This is a genomic window from Pontimicrobium sp. MEBiC01747 (assembly GCF_053601635.1).
Genome location: NZ_JBSHNS010000128.1, coordinates 1 through 18,472 on the forward strand (window position 1 = coordinate 1; position 18,472 = coordinate 18,472).

Consider the following 18,472-nt stretch of genomic DNA (forward strand, 5'->3'; position numbering starts at 1 on the left):
ATACAAAGCCTTACTTTTTTAAGTAAGGCTTTGTACTTTTATAGATAGAGCTTTTTAAAACAGTAAACATCTATTTTTCATTGTAATTCGTATCTTTAGAAAAACATAATTACAAATGACGTTTTCAAGCCCCACTTTCAAATCTCTTGTAATATTAATTACCATAATGACACTTTTCAACTGTTCTAGCTCTAAACTAAAACTACAGGACAAAGCGCCCATAGAGCATACTCGACCTTATTTTCAAGAATGGGTTGCAGGAATAAAAGATGGAGGATCTGGTATAAATATATACTTTCCTAATTTAGTAACTAAAAACAATGCTATTATAGATAGTGTTTTCTTTAGAAAGATGAAAGGTAAATTAAGAAATGGCAAAGCATCTTATTTTGCAACACTTAAAAAGCCTAAGCCCATAGACTTAACCATGAGTAGCGACCCTAAATCTGAATATGGAAACAAACTTCCAAAGTTTCCTTTTGAATTAAAAAATAACGAATGTGTTATTAGCTATATAGAAGAAGGTGAAACAAAATATGTTAAAATAGGTAATTTAAAAGAAAAAGAAGGCGAATATTACCCTTCTAGCCCACCAGTTAACTAAAACAAGAGGGAATACTTTTTTAGGTCTAACGAATTCAATACTTTTAGGCTAAATTTATATTACATTGAGCGTACTTAAAAAGTTCTTTAAAGACACAATTATATATGGCTTAGCTACTGTTTTGCCTCGTCTTATGAATTTTGTTTTAGTACCATTACATACAGATACGCTTGAAACTAATAGCTATTCAGATAACACAACGTTTTATGTATATGCAGCCTTTTTTAATGTGCTACTAACTTATGGAATGGAAACAGCATTCTTTAGGTTTTTTAGCAAAACAGAAGAAAAAGATAAAGTATTTTCCACAACTTTTATTAGCCTTATAACAACAACCCTTTTATTTTTACTTGTAGTAATACTATTTAACACTCAAATATCAAATTGGATGGGAATTAATCAAACCTATTTTAATTTGTTAATAGGCTTATTGGTTTTAGATACATTAGTTGTAGCTCCTTTTGCGTATTTAAGAGCTACAGGTAGGCCAATAAAATTCGCAGCAATAAAGATTATTAATATTATTGTAGTAGTCGTTTTAAATTTCTTTTTCCTTTGGGCAATACCAAAGTTTAAAATTAATTTTTCAAGTTATGACTCATCAGATCTGGTGAAATATATATTTATAGCTAATCTAGTAGCAAGTATTGTTACTTTTCTATTACTTATACCATACTTCTTTAAAACGAAACTACAATTTAGCACTACAATTTTTAAACAACTATTAAGTTATGGTTGGCCAATAATGGTTGCTGGTATAGCTTATGTTATAAACGAGAATTTCGATAAATGGATTTTACCTAGTTTATTAGGAAAAGATGTTAATGGCGCTTATAGTGGTTGCTACAAAATAGCAGTATTTATGACTATTTTTATTCAAGCATTTAGGTTAGGAGCCGAACCTTTTTTCTTTAACCATGCAAAAGAAAAAAATGCACAAGAAACCTATGCCACAATTATGAAATACTTTGTAATAGTAGGAAGTCTTATGTTGGTATTTGTTGTTGCATATTTAGACTTTTTTAAACTACTTATTGTAAGAGATGAAGCCTATTGGGTAGCAATAGATATTGTTCCAATAGTATTATTGGCAAACTTATGTTTAGGAATTTATTTCAATCTAGCCATTTGGTATAAGCTTACAGATAAAACAAGATATGGAATGTATCTATCTATAGTTGGGGCAGTAGTTACTATTGTTTTCAACCTAATCATGATTGAAAAACTAGGCTTTATTGCAGCTGCATGGGCAACATTAGCAGCCTATGGAATAATGATGTTATTATCTTACCTTTTAGGCCAAAAATACTATCCTGTACCTTATAACCTTAAAAAAATAATGGGGTATTTAGTATTAGCTATCCTATTTTCAATAGCAGCATTAAAGACTAATGCTAATTATTATATAAACACAGGTTTAGTTTTATTATTTTTGATGGTTGCTTTATTCCTCGAGAAAAACGAATTAAAACAGTTAATTAAAAAATAGAAAAAGGCAATTAGTAGTCTAAACTTATAGAATAAAAACAAATGCAAGTAAAAATTATAAATAAATCCAATCACGCTTTACCTAATTATGAAACGATAGCCTCAGCAGGGATGGATTTAAGAGCTAATATTACCGAAAACATAATATTAGAACCAATGGAACGCGTTATAGTGCCTACAGGCTTATTTTTAGAGCTACCTATTGGTATAGAAGCACAAGTAAGACCAAGAAGTGGCCTAGCTGCTAAAAAAGGAATTACAGTGCTTAATGCGCCTGGAACAATAGATGCAGATTACAGAGGCGAAGTAGGTGTAATTTTAATAAACCTTTCTAAAGAAGCTTTTACAGTAGAAAATGGAGAACGCGTAGCGCAATTAGTCATAGCAAAACATGAACGGGCAGAATGGGTAGAAGTAGAAACGCTTACAGAAACAGAGCGTGGAGCAGGAGGATTTGGAAGCACAGGAGTTAAATAATTAAAAAGAGTAGAGATGAAGAAAGCCGTATACATTACAGTTATTTTATTTAGTAGTTTTTGTTTTGCACAAGATAATTCAGAAAAAATAGTAGAAGTCGCATACAATGCCTGTGAATGTATTGGTAAAATGGATTTAAAACTAGATTATAAAGAGAAAAGCGAAGCTATAAAAGAATGTATCAAATCGGCTAACATGTCATACCAACTAACGAATAAGTTAGCAGGTATTTCAGAGAAATTAAAGGACACATTACCAGAAACAACAACAAACAAAACTACAGACACCATTAATGTAGAACCTTTAGAAGTTAATATATCAATAAATGAAAGTGAAGATTTTAAAGAGATAGAAGCCTACTTATTGGAAACCTGTGGAGATTTAGAAAGTCTATATTTTTCTAATAATAAAGAAACCTCAAAGAAATCGATATCACAGAAAGAAGAAGCTTTAAAATATTATGATTTAGGAATAGACGCAGGAGAAAACCAAGACTACGAAAAAGCATTGGAGTATTACAAGAAGGCGCTAAAAATAGACAAAAAATTTACTTTTGCATGGGATAATTTAGGCATAACGTATCGTAACTGGGAAATAATAAAAAAGCAATTGAAGCATATAAAAAATCATTAAAGCTAGACTCTAAAGGCAAAATGCCACTTATGAATATTGGTGTGGCTTACGCAGCAGAAGGCCAGTATGATAATGCAATTAAGTATTATAAAAAGTATAGAAGAATATATAAAAAAGACCCAGAAGCACCTTACGGATTAGGAAGGATGTATTTTGAGAAAAAAGAATATGAATTAGCTGTAGATAACATGATGCAGGCCTATGTATTATACACTGAAATAGGATCACCTTATAAAAAAGATGCAGAGAAAATGTTATCGATTATGTATAATGTTTTAGAAGATAAAGGCAAATTGGATATTTTTAAAACAGTAGCTAAGAAAAACAATATTAACCTTAATTAAAAAACACATTTAATAGTGTTCTTTAATTTTATAAGAATAAGTTTAACAATAAAAGGCACCTACGTTAGTAGCAATAAATATGAAAATAATAGTACCAATGGCGGGACGAGGATCTCGATTAAGACCACACAGTTTAACAGTACCAAAACCTTTAATACCAGTAGCTGGCCAGCCTATTGTACACCGATTAGTAAAAGATATAGCTAAAGTTTTAAATGAACCAATAGAAGAAATTGCTTTTGTTTTAGGAGACCCAGCTTGGTTTGGAGAAGATGTAGTTGCCAGTTTACAAGAATTAGCAAAAGGCTTAGGAGCTAAAGCCTCTATTTATAGGCAAGACCAACCTTTAGGAACTGGGCATGCTATTATGTGTGCAAAAGATTCTCTGTCTGGCCCAGCAGTAATTGCTTATGCAGATACTTTAATTAGAGCAGATTTTAACTTAGATCCAGACGCAGACGCTGTAATTTGGGTAAAACAAGTAGAGCAACCTGAAGCCTATGGTGTCGTTAAATTAAACGAAAAGAAGGAAATTGTTGAACTAGTTGAAAAACCAGAACAATTTGTAAGCGATCTAGCAGTAATTGGAATATATTATTTTAAAGATGTGGCAGTTTTAAAAGAACAATTACAACACGTTTTAGATAATAATATTATTAATGGAGGAGAATACCAAATTAATGATGGTATAAAAGGAATGATGGCTAATGGTAAAGTTTTTAAAACAGGAGAAGTAAGCGAATGGATGGATTGCGGAAATAAAAATGTAACTTTAGAAACCAATACTAGAATGTTAGGCTTCTTAGAAGCAGATGGAGAAGAGCAATTAATAGCTAATTCTGTAAAGCAAGAAAATGCTACAATTATAGAGCCCTGTTACATTGGAGAACGTGTAATTTTAAAAAATGCTACTATTGGGCCAAACGTATCCATAGGAAATAATTGTGTTATAGAAAACGCAAGCGTTAAAAATAGCCTAATACAAAGTAATACAATTATAAAAAATGCTAATTTAGACGAAGCTATGATTGGTAACCACGTTAAATACAATGGAGAATTTACTAAAATTAGTATTGGCGATTACACAATTATGGAATAACTATTGATTATACAGTTCCCGTTTGCTAACAGGAAATATTATGAAACATAAAATCTACATACTTTATATTCTACTAGGATTATTTATTTTCCCAAAAATAAGTGGTGCACAAGTAGACTTCAATAAAACACCAGATGATGATTTAGGGAATGTTTCAGATGAATATCAAGAATTGTTTTTTGAAGCCTTAAAACAAAAAGGAATTGAAAACTATGATAAAGCAGTAACAGCATTACTTAAATGTTTGCAGTTGGACGATTCAGAATCTATTTTATATTATGAATTAGGTAAAAACTATAACAAGCTCAAAAATTTTGGTGCAGCAGAAGATGCTCTTAAAAAAGCAGTAAAAAAACAACCAGATAATGAGTGGTATTTAGATGAGCTTTATGAAGCCTATGTGCAGCAAAAAAACTACGATAAAGCTATAAAAACAGTTAAACAACTGGTAAAATTTCATCCTGATTATAAAGAAGACTTAGCTTCTATTTATGTTAGAACTAAAAAGTACAAAGACGCATTAAAAGTATTAGACGAGTTAGACGATGAATTAGGAGTTTCAGATATTAGAGATAGACTTAGAAACCAAATTTATAATGCAACAGGTCGAAAAAAAGAACAAATAGCTAATTTAAAAGAACGAGTAGAAGACAATCCAAATGTAGAAAAAAACTATCTCGAACTTATTTACAGGTATAGTGAAAACAACAATGAGAAGAAAGCATTTGAAACGGCTCAAAAGCTATTAGAAATAAATCCAGAATCGCAATTAGTTCACTTAGCTTTATATAAGTTTTATTTAGATAAAAACGAAGCAGAAAAAGCGATTGAGTCCATGAAAATTGTTTTAAGTAGCAGGCAAATAAAACCAGAATCTAAAGCAAAAGTATTATCAGACTTTGTAAAATTTGTTGCATTAAATCAACAATACGAAAAAGATTTAGTAGAAATTACTACTATGGTTACTAATACTGCAACAGACGGAAAAACATTGGTAGAGTTAGCACAATATTACTTAATAAAAGGAGATAAAGAAAAAGCGTTAAAACACTATCTAGAAGCACAACGATTAGAAGTCGATAATTTTGGATTATTACGAAACATCTTATTATTACATATAGATTTAGAGCAATATAAAGAAGCTGAGAAAAAAAGCGATGAAGCATTAGAGAAATTTCCATCTCAGCCAGTTTTATATCTTATAAATGGAGTAGCATTAAACCGTTTAAATAGAGCAAGTGATGCAGTAGATAGTTTAGATGCAGGCTTAGACTATATTATAGATAATAATAAAATGGAAGCTGATTTTTATAAACAATTAAGTAAAGCTTACACTACTTTAAACAATTTAGAGAAAGCAAAAACGTTTAGTGATAAAGCAAAAGCATTAGAACACTCAAACTAAATGAATAGTAAAAACATTAAATTTTCCGTTTTTTTAATTATAATAATGTTTAGTACAGGCTGTAAGTCTGCTAAAACAATAATAGCTAATGGTACATTAAATTCTAATTTATCTACGAAGCAAATAATAAAAGAAACAAATAGTAAAAAGTCTAATTTTAAAACATTAGCAGCACGTTTAAAAATAGAAACCAATGATGGTAAAAAAAGCCAATCAGTAACAGTTTCTATGCGTATGGAAAAAGATAAAACCATTTGGCTAAGTAAATTAGGGATTGTAAAAGCATTAATTACACCAAACCGTGTTGCTTTTTATAATACATGGGATAAAACCTATTTTGACGGAGATTTTAGTTACATAAGTGAGTTGTTAGGCACCGAGCTAGATTTTAAAAAAGTACAAAATTTATTATTAGGTGAGACTATTTTAGATTTAGAACCTAAAGGATATAAAGGAGATGTAAATGATAAATCGTATGTGTTAAGCCCTAAAAGACAAGATGAATTATATGAAATATTTTTTCTAATTAACCCAAGCTTTTTCAAGCTCGATTCTCAGCAGATTTCGCAATCCGAAGAGAAACGTCATTTACAAATAGATTATACTGCATATCAAAAAGTAGAAACAGAAACATTACCTAAAATTTTGGATATTGTTGCCGTACAAGCAAATGAAGAACTTAATATAGATTTAGAATTTAAATCAGTGTCTTTAAACCAGAAATTAAAGTTTCCATTTAGAATACCTTCAGGTTATGATGAAATTGAATTAAAGTAATGATAAAACCATCAATACAATTACTCCTTTTTATAAGTGTCTTTTTATTAAGCACAACAATATCCCTCTCACAAAGTGGAAAGCAAAAAGAGTTGGAAGCAAGACGCGTGGAGTTACGTCGAGAAATTAAAAAAATTAATGATTTAGTCTCTTCAAATAAGTCTAAGGAGAAATCTGAAATAACTCTAATAGAAGATTTAAACTATAAAGTTAGAGTAAGACGCGATTTAATTAAAGTAACAAATCAACAAGCTAATTTATTAACACGACAGATAAATAATAACCAAAAGCAAATAACAGCGCTTAGAGATGAGTTAAAAGGCTTAAAAGCAAATTATGCTAATATGATTCAAAACTCATATAAAAACAAAAACAAGCAAAGCCGTGTCATGTTTTTATTATCTTCTAATAACTTTAAACAAGCATACAAAAGACTTCAGTATATAAACCAATATGCAGATTACCAAAAGCAGCAAGGAGAAAATATAAAAGTTAAAACAAAAGAGTTACAAGACGTAAATATTAAGTTATTAGCACAAAAAGAAGAGAAAAATAAACTTATAGCCGAAAATAAGGTTGCTCAAAAAGAATTAGAAAAAGAATTGAAGCAGCATAATACCATAATGAGTGCTATAAAAAAGGATTTAAAGAAGTATACAGCCCAAATAAGAACAAAGCAAAAAGAAGCCGATAGAATAGATCGAGAGATAGATAAAATTATTAGGGACGCTATTGCAAAATCGAATAAAAAAGCAGGTAAAAAGAAAACAAAATCTGCGGTATTTGCAATGGCTCCAGAAGATAAAGCATTGGCAAAAGACTTTTTAGGAAGTAAAGGTAAGTTGCCTTGGCCAGTAGAACAAGGCGTAGTAAAAGTACGTTATGGGAAACAACCATCACCTATAGATAGATCGCTTACTATTAATAGCACAGGAGTGAGAATTTCTACAAGCAAAGGAGCAAAAGTTCGTGCCGTATTTAAAGGAGAAGTCTTAAGAATTATAAAGCCAAAAAGGAGCAACCCTACAGTTTTAATAAAACACGGTAATTATATTACTGCGTATAAAAATTTAGGAAAGCTTTATGTTAAACCTGGAGATAAAGTAAGTACAAAGCAAAATATAGGTGAAGTATTTACACACCCAAGAACTGGAGAAAGCTTGCTAAGGTTTAGTATATATAAAGAAACTAAAACTCAAAACCCAGCGAGTTGGATTTATAAAATGTAATACAGTTATACACTAACAATTTTATAGCCTCTGCATTTTTTATCTAAACAATTTTACTAGTTTAATAGCTACCCTAAGTTGAGTAAGAAGATAAATTTAAAGCAAAACAGTAGAAATAGAATAAATATAGCAACTCTAAAACTCTAAAGACTAGAAAATTAAAGTGCTATTTTGTTGTAAAACAATATAAAAGTTAAAACTATTCAAATAAAGCCTTTAATTCGGTAGCATCATTTGGTTTCATTTTCCCAGCAAGAACTAAACTTAATTGTTTACGCCTTAAAGCTCCATTAAAACGCTCTATTTCAATATCTGTTTCTGGTTTTAATTCTGGAACACGAACTGGTCTTCCAGTTTCATCAACAGCAACAAAAGTATATATAGCCTCATTTGCTTTAGCTCTAATGCCAGATTCTCTATCTTCTATCCAAACATCTATATAAACTTCCATAGACGATTTAAACGCTCTAGAAACCTTTGCGTCGACAGTTACAACGCTACCTAAAGGAATAGCTCTATTAAAAGCAACATGATTAACAGATGCAGTAACTACAATTCTTCTAGAATGACGACGGGCACTAATGCCAGCAGCACGGTCCATTCTTGCTAATAACTCACCACCAAATAAGTTATTAATAGGGTTAGTTTCACCAGGTAAAACCATATCCGTCATAATAGTTCTTGAATCTTTAGCAGTTTTTGTTTCCATAACAATATAATTTAAGTTTCGCAGTGATGCGAAAAAAGATATTTAAGTAAATGAAATGCAAAGGTAAGCCGAATAAAATTTTCGACATTATATATTTTTAGAAATATTAAGGTAAATTAGTTTAATTGCTTAACTAGTAACCATGCATCGCGATTACTCGAATTTCTAATAGCATTTAAAGCATTTAAAGCCTCAATTCTATCAGAGTGGCTAGAATAGGCAACTTGGTGTAAACCATATTTATTCATACCAATTTTTCTAGCTTTAAAACCTTGCTCAATAAGCTGTGCCACTTTTTTATCGCAGTTTTCTTCAACCCTAAAGGCTCCAGCTACAATATGGTAATTTCCAGATTGTTTATTTACATTTAAAGTAGCAGCTGGTAAAGGGGTGCTAATTGCAAAAGTAGCTTCCTGAATTTTAGTTTCTAATTGCTCATTAGCTTCTTCTTGTGCTAACTCATTATGAGTTTCAATACTATTTATGTAGTGATTAGAGAAAACTAGCCCACCTAGAGTTAAAGCAATTACAGCTACAGCTGCATATTTAAAGTAAGATTTAGACTTACGTTTTTCAGGAGTGATAATTAAAGGAGTTTCTTCTTCAATAACTTCTACTTCAGCTTTATATGTTTCACGCATAACGGGAGGTGAAACAAATTGAGATAACCCAAAGGCTTCAGTTAAGTAATTTAAATGATAAGAAGGATAAAACTGAATCTTACCTTCGCTATTTAAATTTAATTCTCCAATATTTTCAAGCTTTAAAGTTTTTCCTTCGTTTAAATATAACTTTAAAGAATTCACTTGCTTAGCAATTTTGGTAGAAGCAGTCTCAAAAGGAATTTTTTCGGTATCTGCAATATAGCGAGTTAGCAAACCATCATTAGTTTGTATTTGCTCGTTAAAAGACAAACGTTTTTTTGGAGGATAAAAAGCATTTGTAGATTCATGAACTGTAGCCGAAACATGCTGTGATAAGAAAGCACCAAAATTGGGCACTATAACACATTCATAACGGTATAATAAATCACTAATGTAAGTCTCTAATTGCATAAAACAAATTTAGAAATTTATTAAAACAGAATACTATTTATGATGTATTAGTTATTAACAGGGTAAAAAAATATAATCTTTTAAGCTCTAAATCAGATTTATAAAACTTTTATTTTTTTAAACTTTTTAAACAATAAATAACTCTAACATTTTAAATAAAAGACCTTCTTAATAAAGATGAGGTAGATTGGAATAGAGAGGCTGTAGTGTAACTTGTTGCTTTTTAACATTTTATATCGCTTTTTATAAGTGTATTTTTATAAATTACACTATACATTGTTTTATTTGATCTAATTAAAAAAGTACTTTGTTCATATAAAACAAAGTAACAAGAATAGATTATGATGCAAGAGAGTAAAAAACATACAGTTTTAATTATAGAAGATCATCCGTTAATAGCAGAGGCATACAAGCAAGCTTTTAAAACAATAGAAAACAATAAGGAAAACATGTTTTTTGAAATTATAGAAGCTAAAAACTGTGAAATAGCAAAAACTACAATTGATGACTATAAAGCTAAAGATAAAACAATAGACATTGCATTTCTAGATATCATGTTAACACAATCAAACAATGCAAAAATAGTATCTGGAGAAGATTTAGGTGTTATAATTAGAGATCTTATGAAAGAAACTAAAATTATAGTTTCTACTTTTTTAAATAATAATTACAGAATACATAATATTATAAAAAATATTAATCCAGAAGGATTTCTTATAAAAAACGATATTGATACTAAAAATTTAATAGAAGCTATTAATAGAGTCATTACTAACCCGCCATATTATAGCAACACAGTAATAGAAATATTAAGAAAAAATGTATCATCTAAAATAATGTTAGATGACATAGATCGAAAAATTCTATACGAACTATCTATAGGGTCTAAAATGAAAGAGTTGCCCAATGTAATTCCATTATCTAAAGCAGGTATCGAAAAGCGAAAACGCGCTTTATATTCTGTTTTTAACATAAAAGAAAATAGTGATAGACAATTAATTATTGAAGCAAAAAAAAGTGGGTTTATATAATAACTATAAGGAAATTTAAATGCGTTTTTATACTATAAAGTCTTAAATTAGTTGCTAACTAATCACAATTAATTAATGACCGATAACGACCTAATTTACATTTTAGCATTACAAAATGTTCCAGGTATTGGAGATACAACTGCAAAGAAATTAATAAATCATTGCGGGTCTGCAGAAGCCGTTTTTAAAGAAAAAAAGGGAAATCTTTTAAAAATTGATGGTATAGGAAGTGTTACCATTGGAGATTTATTTAGTAAAAATTATTTTGAAAAAGCGCAAAATGAATTAAAGTTTATTAAATCTGAAAATATAAAATGCCATTACTTTACTTCTAAAAATTACCCAGAAAGGTTAAAGCACTGTATAGATAGTCCTATTTTATTATTTGAAGCAGGAAATATTAATTTAAATAAAAAACATATAATAAGCATTGTTGGAACTCGTAAAATTACCACTAGCGGTATAGCATTCTGTGAAAAGTTAGTTGAAGAATTATCTGTTTACAACCCAATAATTGTTTCAGGCTTTGCTTATGGCACAGATATAACAGCGCACAAAGCAGCTATTAAAAACAATTTGCAGACTGTTGGTTGCGTTGCCCATTTGGAGTACCGTTATACTTGCTAAAAAACCATTGCCAGGATACCCCGAAAACAGCGACACAAGCCTCGGTGCTGCCCTTAAACGTACCCGCCTAAAGAAAGGGTGGAACATCGATAAAACGGCTAAATTTTTAAACCTTTTACCCACAAACTATAGTCGATTTGAACACAATATACACATTCCCGATGTACCAAAGCGAAAAAAAATTAATGAATTGCTAGGATTCAATTATTGGAACAATGGAAGTAATGACTTATCAAATAGATTGCTTATCTATCGCATAGAAGAAGAAATAAATGCTACCGTTTGCGGTGAGCGAATAGGCGTTAGTAGAAATACGATTAAAAGAATAGAGTTAAAAATACGAGTATCTAAGAAAATGATGGAAAAAATAGAGACATATCTTTATGATGTAATTGAGTAATAAGGAAATTCAGATTAAAAAAATACGTATATCTACGTATTTTTTTTGGGTTTTAAGTTTTGTAACTTTTACTACCTAAATAATCACTATTAACCAATTAAAAACAACCATTATGATTAAGAATATATTTCTAGTAATTATATTTTTTATTTCTCATACTTTGACTGCTCAAAACTCATTGGGTTTTAGTAACTATAAGCAGGAATTAGAGATAGATTCAAAGACATTAGATATTGAAATTGATGTGACAATTAATCAGCCTACAGCCTTAGAATATTGCTATATAAGGGTTTTCAATGATAGCGATTCATATGTAGATGCACTTTATGGGATCTCTTCGACAAATGGATATTTAGCTCGTATCTCAATCAATGAAAGTGAGTCTAATATTATAAGTTTACCTATCAACTTACAAAAAAATAATTCTAGTGACTATATTATTAGGCTAAGAATAGAAATAGTTGATAATATAGAAGCTCTAGAGCTAGACGAAAAGATGCAAACTGTTTTTATTCGAGAACCAATTAATTTATCATTTGAAAGTAATGAGGGTAAAATAGATATCGATATGGGTTCTGATAAACCAATAGAAATACCATTTACTATTATATCGTCTTCGTTTCCCGTTAAAAAAGAAGACAGTATAAAATGTATAGCGAGTATTATTGGCTTGTCAGAATTGTTTAATGATTTTAATACTTCAGTTGATTTTAATTTTAATGGAAATAATTTTGAAAACAAAATCCTTATCGAGCATAAAAAAAGTGATACTTTAAGTAAAAATGAGATTAGAAAAAAAATCATAAAACTTAAGCAAGAATTAATTAAAAAAGAAGAGTTAAGTATTCATTTTAAATTGGATTCTGGTTTTGAAAAAAAAATAGGTTCACGGCATTTAAAAGTCAATGAAAATTTAAATACAAAAAGAATATTTATAAAAAGAAAGATACCCTCCTCGACTTTCACAGGTAATCGCTATAACTTTTATCTAGGAACTAATTTTGATTTTGGAAAAGAAATTGAAACTAATAGTTTTTATTCTGAAATAGATGTGTTTATTCCTGATTTATCAGATTCAAAAACTAAAGGAAAACTTGGAATGAGAGCGGGTATATATAAAAACAGTAGTGTAAGTTCTGAACTTAACAATATTGAAGAGGAAACCATCAAAGAAATAGTTGCCGATGATACTAACAACGAAGTTCTAGTTTATGATACGAAAAGAGTTATTACCACACCTCAAACTAACATATCAAATTTAGGGTTATATTTTCAAGGATTAAGAACCATGAAAGAAACAAACAGACCTGATTTTAAATTTCGTTTATTGTTAGGTTTTCATATTGAGGTAATAGAAAGAACAGAGACTACAGAATTTAATAATGAAGATCTTTTTTCTTTAGGTACTACAAGTATTCCAACCGCAGAGTTATTAAACGATGAAAATTTAATCCAAGATTTAACCAGAGGAAGAAAAACTTCTCGTAAATTTTATGATAGTTACTATGGGCTAACTATGCCAATTTTATTTCAAAATAATTACATTGAAGTCTTTATGAGCCCAGTTTTAGGTTTTGGTAATCCGGGGAATAAAGAAAGGCTTTTTAATGGAGGGACTTCCGATACCGTTAAGATGTTTGGTGTTGCGCAATTTTATCTCATGGAAAGAAAGTTTGGTATAAAGTTAAGTGGGGAAGTAAGAAAATATTTTGCTTCTGGTCAGACACCAATTATTAGTGTTAATGTTTCTAAATCTATTAATTTATCAGGAATTCTTTCTACAAAAAATAATGGTAACTAGGAAGAAAATATCTTTTTACTTACCTAAGCGCATCCAACAATAATTATTTGGTAAATTTTTATCTTCAATTATGAATCGGTAGTCCAATTTGAATTCATCTAATGCTTTTTCTAATTCTTTTCTACTTCCATAGTAAGAAAAAAATCGAGTACCAACGGCTTCATTTTCAAAATAGGGAATAGAAAAAACAGTTAGACTTAAATATCGTATAAAAAATCTATCAGGATATCTAAAAGATTGAATATTATGATTTAAATCTTTAGTTACTTGAGAGAGTAGATTAATATCGTATGTAGACATTCCTAATTCAAGATTAGAGAAATCTAATTTTCCCGCATACAATGAAAAAATATCTTTCATAAACACTTTTTTCACTATTTCATATTTGGATTTAATCATATAGTCACCAACAGCAACGAACCCTAATAAGTTTTTCGTCTCAAGCCACTTGTGAGTGCATCCTATATATAAATCTATATTACTTTCTGAAAAATTTGTATTAAATAACCTTTCAATATTTCCAACGGCTTGAGCACCATCAACAATTAAAATATTTTCGGAATTATGTTGTTTTATTGTTGTTGCAATGCTTTCCACATTAATTTTTATACCCGTATTCCATAAAACATGAGAAATCAAGTATATAGATTTTTTCGATAGATTTTCTGATATTCTTTTTTCTATTTCTCTTATTTGTCCGTTTAAAAGTAAGTCGTATAGCTTAAGAAAAATAATCCTATTTTTTGGAAAAAAACATTCAATAGCGTTTTGAATACAAGGGTGTTCTAAATCAGAATAAATTAATGAGTAATCATTGTCTTCTTTTAATACTTGAATGACATCTATAAAAGTAGTCGTAGTATTATTTCTAAAAGATATATTACTAGACAATCCTAAAAAATTAGATAAAAGCTCTCTTAAACTTTTATTGTTTTTTAACTCATTTATTTTATTAAAATGAATTTCTTCGTGTGCTAAGAATGCGTTGTTTTTTACTGTCATACCATGCTGTATGTTTTTTCTTTGATTTGTACGTAAAGAGTTCGTAAATCTATTAAATCTTCAATAGTGGGGAGTTTGTCTCTATATATAGCGTATCGGGTGCTAGCTTCTCCAAATAGCTCAATAAAATATGGGAGATATTCATCATCTTCATCTGTACCCCAATTCAAATAATTATATTTTTTGTAACCAAATTTATTCAAGTGTGTATCATCAACTATTTGTAATGGATGTTGTGTAGCTATATTTAATCCAACGTCTATAGGAATATTATAAATATATATCCATTTTAAGATTTGATTAAGTTGTTTTATCCTATCGTTTTGACTTTCTCCTAGTCCCCAAATTAAAAACATTCCACATTTTAATCCTAGTTTACTACATTCTCTTACTGTTTGTTCAGTTTTATCTAGCCACTCTGTTTTTTTATCAGTATTCTTACTAAAGTTTTTTGCTAGATCGTCATTAATAGTTTCAATACCAAAAGCGACATAATCCAATCCAGTATCTATTAGTTTCTCTTTGATATCATTATCAAGAGAAAGAAAGGTGTCTAAAGTAAATTGCGCACCAAATTTTATTCTAGTATTATTTTCAATACATCTTTCAGAAAAAGATTTTAAAAAACCAGGGCTTCCTGTTAAAAAGATAGAATCCTCTATAAATGCTGAAATGCTCTGATTTTTATATTTTTCTTCTTTTAATTTTCTTATTATAGAAAATTGTTGAAATAATCTATTAACTGACGTTTCATCTTTAATTCTTAATTTTCCATTAATTGAGGATTTTTCAGAACAAAAAAAGCAATCATATCCGCACCCTCTAGAACCATCACTGTATAGGTGAACTGTATAATCTGTATTAAATATTTGAAATCCTTTTTTTAATTCAAATTGTTCAATTGGATATGCTAAAGAACTATAATCAATATCATTTCCTAATTTGCTAGAGTAATATTTAATTTCATTTTGAATCAACTGTCCTGCAATCCAATTACCAGAAGCTTCTTCAAGTTTTGTTATATTAGAATTTCTACTGAAATTTTCAAAGGAAGATCCTCTATCTAACAAGTCTCCGATTATATCTCCGACTGTAGTTATTATTTTTTCTCCATCGCCACTTATCACTAAATCAAAGACATGAGGAATAGTTTTTTCGTGCATTAATTTTAAGGGAGATCCAATATGATTTAAGAATCTTTTCTTATCTCTGCTTTTAAAAAAAGTTTCATTTATATGTTTTCCTCCTAATACAATGAATATATCCTTTCCCTTTTTTTTCTTTGCGTATTTCGCAACCTCCAAAGCTCCTCTAAAAGACAGAGACATAGCTCCAATGAATAAAATATTTGGGTTGATTTTTTCAAACATTTTTTCAAAGTATGCTTTATCTTGTTTCCAAAATTGCAGAAGTATAACGGATTCATTACGAGATTTAAAGTTGCGGAAGTTTGATTTACTCCACGCCTTACTAAATCCTGTGATTGCCTTATCAACGGCATCTCGCAGTGCATTTTGTAAACTAAAAGGGGTCTCACTATTAAATGAATAAGTCAGGTCAGTAGAATTGACATCTGATACCCAGTGAGGAGCAGAAACAGCAAGAACTCTTAAACTCATTCATTATTAATTAATATTTTTTCTCTATCCCAATAACTTTGGACTTCGTCATTTAGTTTATTTAATTTATTCTCTCTAAGAACTCTTAAATTTAATCTAGCTTGTAGTTCGTTTAAGTTATCCATAGTTGCATGTAATAAATATTTATGGGGATCATTATTACTTACAGAAACTCTATTGATAAAATCTTTAAGCATTCTAATGCCATATGATTTTTTTGGTACTACTAAACATTTATTTTGACCAGAACTATCTTCGGGATAAGCAAAATATAACTTTTGACCTTCAAATTCATTAGTCAATTTCTTGCTGTCAAATTTTTGAAGAGAAGAAAATAATTCATCTACTGATTTGTTATCTTGTTTTCTACTTTTTATCACATAATCTTGATGAAAAAGAATATCTCTATTATCTTTTTCCTTTTCTTCATCATACATTAAAAAATATGTCGCTGTATTAGAAATTATATTAGCATAGGCATATTGATATAAAAGTTCATTTTCAGACGATTTAAGTTCTGAAGACCATCCTTTTCCTTGTATTCGTCTAGCGGGAACAGTAAAAACTCTAATGACATTTGCCTCTTTGGTAGCATGACCAAATCTGCTAAAATATTTAAGCATTTCATATTTTTCATCACTTCTAAAATAGCTTTCATAGCCAATGACACAGTAAAAATTACTTTGATTTATGTCATAGTTATCTTTTTTTGACTTTTCATATATATATTTTAAAGGCTTAGGTTTGTAATTTCCTAATTTCTGTAAAAGTGGCAAGAATCTATCTATTTTTAATTTGGATTGAAAGTCTTGAGATTGAATATTGTCATTGAGTTTATAACTTACAAGGCTTTCTAGTATTGTTAAATATACTCTACCTGTGATTTTTTTGACTAATTTTTTATCAAGTAATGTTGCTAGGAGTTCTTTCTTCTCTGACCAAAATTTTAAATAATGGACACTTCCTTCAAAGGTTGAAATATTATTACCTTTTTCATTATCGAACAATTCCTGATCAAATTCAAAAACAACATCATAATCAACTATTAATGATATGAAATGATTACAAAAAAGTTCAATCAAAATTCTAGCTCCATTAACATCTTTGAGAAAGCTTTCATTTATAAATATTGTACTTTTATTTTCTCTATTAGTAAGTTTTTGGATAGCGCTTTCAAACGTAAGATCTAGTAGTGAATATGAATCTACATGGGGTGTTTTTTCAATCTTGTTTATTGTAACTTCATTTTTATTCCCATACGCAATTTTTCTTTCTCCCAAATATTCATCTCTATCTTTCCCATAAAGAAAGTTATATAATTTATTTATACTTGTAACTCTGACCTTTGTTTCCTTATTATGATAAAAAAAGAAATTCCTTAAAAAGGAAGCTGGTATTTTATCTTTCTCCTTTTTATCTTCTTCCTTTTTATTATTTTTCTCGTTTTCCTTCTGTATAGCCTTAACTATGGCTTCGTATGTTTTAAGATTGCTATTCCATGTAATTTCAGATATTGTATTATCTAATTTTTCAGCAATTTGATTTTTTAGAGCTTTAACTTCTTGATCAAAGATTGTTACTTCTGCCATTTCTTGTATAGTATTTTAGTGATAACGCCAGTATATGTCATTAGCTATTGAGTAATGGTTGGGAGAATTTTTTAACATATTACTATTTTATGTGATTTCATAAAATAAGAGGCTTCTAATATTTAATAAAAAAGAGAATACGTATAAGTAGCTACTTAAAATCAACAACTTATTAGTTTCTCATTGTCTATAAATTTACGAATAATAATTTAAAAACACAAATAAATTTAAGTAATTATTTATTTTGGTTTAAAAAACATTATTAAAACGAAGATGTTATAAAATTAACTGAACAAATATGTCTTTAAACGTTATTAATTACATTTAATCTATTACATTGTTATTTTTAAACTTATAATATTATATTAGTTAACGTATTAAAAATTATTTATAATGAATGAAAGATATAAAATACAAACTAAATCCAGAAATAGCTCTTCAAGGTTAGGAACTATTATGGTCGCTAGTAACAAGCGCAGCAACTTAATGAATAATAAATTTTTACATTATGAAAAAAGAAGCCAGATGGACGAAAGTCCACCTGACCATTTAATTTTAATGCAAAATGCAAGAAAACTAGTTA

At 29.1% G+C, this 18,472-nt stretch carries 17 protein-coding genes and 1 pseudogene; 13 read left to right on the plus strand and 5 right to left on the minus strand.

The window, feature by feature from the left end:
* Nucleotides 1-166: 166 nt before the first annotated feature.
* The 9 genes from ACVC2P_RS03415 to ACVC2P_RS03455 all read left to right on the plus strand — a co-directional run bounded on the left by ACVC2P_RS03415 (nucleotide 167) and on the right by ACVC2P_RS03455 (nucleotide 8,056).
* Complete coding sequence (locus tag ACVC2P_RS03415; protein WP_452597086.1) at nucleotides 167-604, plus strand: hypothetical protein; 438 nt, start codon at nucleotides 167-169, stop codon at nucleotides 602-604.
* A 64-nt stretch (nucleotides 605-668) separates the two neighbouring features.
* Nucleotides 669-2,093, plus strand: a complete 1,425-nt coding sequence (locus ACVC2P_RS03420) for an oligosaccharide flippase family protein (RefSeq protein ID WP_452597087.1) — start codon at nucleotides 669-671, stop codon at nucleotides 2,091-2,093.
* A 41-nt stretch (nucleotides 2,094-2,134) separates the two neighbouring features.
* The gene (gene dut / locus ACVC2P_RS03425) at nucleotides 2,135-2,569 is read left to right on the plus strand and encodes a dUTP diphosphatase (RefSeq protein ID WP_452597088.1); all 435 of its coding nucleotides are present in this window, start codon (nucleotides 2,135-2,137) and stop codon (nucleotides 2,567-2,569) included.
* A gap of 15 nt (nucleotides 2,570-2,584) precedes the next feature.
* Nucleotides 2,585-3,202, plus strand: coding sequence for a tetratricopeptide repeat protein (locus ACVC2P_RS03430; protein WP_452597089.1), 618 nt, complete (start codon nucleotides 2,585-2,587; stop codon nucleotides 3,200-3,202).
* Nucleotides 3,178-3,546: a tetratricopeptide repeat protein gene (locus tag ACVC2P_RS03435; RefSeq protein WP_452597129.1), complete on the plus strand. Its 369-nt coding sequence runs from the start codon at nucleotides 3,178-3,180 to the stop codon at nucleotides 3,544-3,546. The genes ACVC2P_RS03430 and ACVC2P_RS03435 overlap by 25 nt, the downstream gene beginning before the upstream one ends.
* Nucleotides 3,547-3,625: 79 nt before the next feature.
* A complete protein-coding gene (locus tag ACVC2P_RS03440; RefSeq protein ID WP_452597090.1) occupies nucleotides 3,626-4,645 on the plus strand; it encodes a sugar phosphate nucleotidyltransferase in 1,020 nt (339 codons plus the stop codon).
* Nucleotides 4,646-4,685: 40 nt separating this feature from the next.
* Nucleotides 4,686-6,050 carry a tetratricopeptide repeat protein gene (locus ACVC2P_RS03445; RefSeq protein ID WP_452597091.1) on the plus strand — a complete coding sequence of 455 codons (1,365 nt, stop codon included), beginning with the start codon at nucleotides 4,686-4,688 and terminating at the stop codon, nucleotides 6,048-6,050.
* Complete coding sequence (locus ACVC2P_RS03450; RefSeq protein WP_452597092.1) at nucleotides 6,051-6,827, plus strand: DUF4292 domain-containing protein; 777 nt, start codon at nucleotides 6,051-6,053, stop codon at nucleotides 6,825-6,827.
* The gene (locus tag ACVC2P_RS03455; protein WP_452597093.1) at nucleotides 6,827-8,056 is read left to right on the plus strand and encodes a murein hydrolase activator EnvC family protein; all 1,230 of its coding nucleotides are present in this window, start codon (nucleotides 6,827-6,829) and stop codon (nucleotides 8,054-8,056) included. The genes ACVC2P_RS03450 and ACVC2P_RS03455 overlap by 1 nt, the downstream gene beginning before the upstream one ends.
* A gap of 199 nt (nucleotides 8,057-8,255) precedes the next feature.
* On the opposite strand, the gene ACVC2P_RS03460 is transcribed toward ACVC2P_RS03455, so the two are convergent.
* Both ACVC2P_RS03460 and ACVC2P_RS03465 read right to left on the minus strand, forming a co-directional pair.
* Nucleotides 8,256-8,765 carry an acyl-CoA thioesterase gene (locus ACVC2P_RS03460; protein ID WP_452597094.1) on the minus strand — a complete coding sequence of 170 codons (510 nt, stop codon included), beginning with the start codon at nucleotides 8,763-8,765 and terminating at the stop codon, nucleotides 8,256-8,258.
* A 116-nt stretch (nucleotides 8,766-8,881) separates the two neighbouring features.
* Nucleotides 8,882-9,820 (minus strand): HU domain-containing protein, encoded by a 939-nt coding sequence (locus ACVC2P_RS03465; RefSeq protein ID WP_452597095.1) that lies wholly within the window; start codon nucleotides 9,818-9,820, stop codon nucleotides 8,882-8,884.
* A 341-nt stretch (nucleotides 9,821-10,161) separates the two neighbouring features.
* Between ACVC2P_RS03465 and ACVC2P_RS03470 the strand changes: the two genes are divergently transcribed.
* The 4 genes and pseudogenes from ACVC2P_RS03470 to ACVC2P_RS03485 all read left to right on the plus strand — a co-directional run bounded on the left by ACVC2P_RS03470 (nucleotide 10,162) and on the right by ACVC2P_RS03485 (nucleotide 13,679).
* Entirely contained in the window at nucleotides 10,162-10,851 is a 690-nt protein-coding gene (locus ACVC2P_RS03470; protein WP_452597096.1) for a response regulator, read from the plus strand.
* 75 nt (nucleotides 10,852-10,926) lie between these two features.
* Nucleotides 10,927-11,454 (plus strand): annotated as a pseudogene (locus ACVC2P_RS03475) (DNA-processing protein DprA); the annotation flags it as partial.
* A 31-nt stretch (nucleotides 11,455-11,485) separates the two neighbouring features.
* The gene (locus ACVC2P_RS03480; RefSeq protein WP_452597097.1) at nucleotides 11,486-11,878 is read left to right on the plus strand and encodes a hypothetical protein; all 393 of its coding nucleotides are present in this window, start codon (nucleotides 11,486-11,488) and stop codon (nucleotides 11,876-11,878) included.
* Between the two features lie 112 nt (nucleotides 11,879-11,990).
* On the plus strand, nucleotides 11,991-13,679 hold the full coding sequence (locus ACVC2P_RS03485; RefSeq protein ID WP_452597098.1) for a hypothetical protein: 1,689 nt from the start codon (nucleotides 11,991-11,993) through the stop codon (nucleotides 13,677-13,679).
* Between the two features lie 15 nt (nucleotides 13,680-13,694).
* On the opposite strand, the gene ACVC2P_RS03490 is transcribed toward ACVC2P_RS03485, so the two are convergent.
* From ACVC2P_RS03490 to ACVC2P_RS03500, 3 genes are read right to left on the minus strand one after another with little or no spacing between them, the layout of a single operon-like run.
* Nucleotides 13,695-14,681: an aminotransferase class V-fold PLP-dependent enzyme gene (locus tag ACVC2P_RS03490; protein ID WP_452597099.1), complete on the minus strand. Its 987-nt coding sequence runs from the start codon at nucleotides 14,679-14,681 to the stop codon at nucleotides 13,695-13,697.
* Nucleotides 14,678-16,300: a B12-binding domain-containing radical SAM protein gene (locus ACVC2P_RS03495; RefSeq protein ID WP_452597100.1), complete on the minus strand. Its 1,623-nt coding sequence runs from the start codon at nucleotides 16,298-16,300 to the stop codon at nucleotides 14,678-14,680. The genes ACVC2P_RS03490 and ACVC2P_RS03495 overlap by 4 nt, the downstream gene beginning before the upstream one ends.
* A complete protein-coding gene (locus ACVC2P_RS03500; protein WP_452597101.1) occupies nucleotides 16,297-17,889 on the minus strand; it encodes a hypothetical protein in 1,593 nt (530 codons plus the stop codon). Before ACVC2P_RS03500 ends, ACVC2P_RS03495 begins: the two co-directional genes overlap by 4 nt.
* Nucleotides 17,890-18,472: the final 583 nt, after the last annotated feature.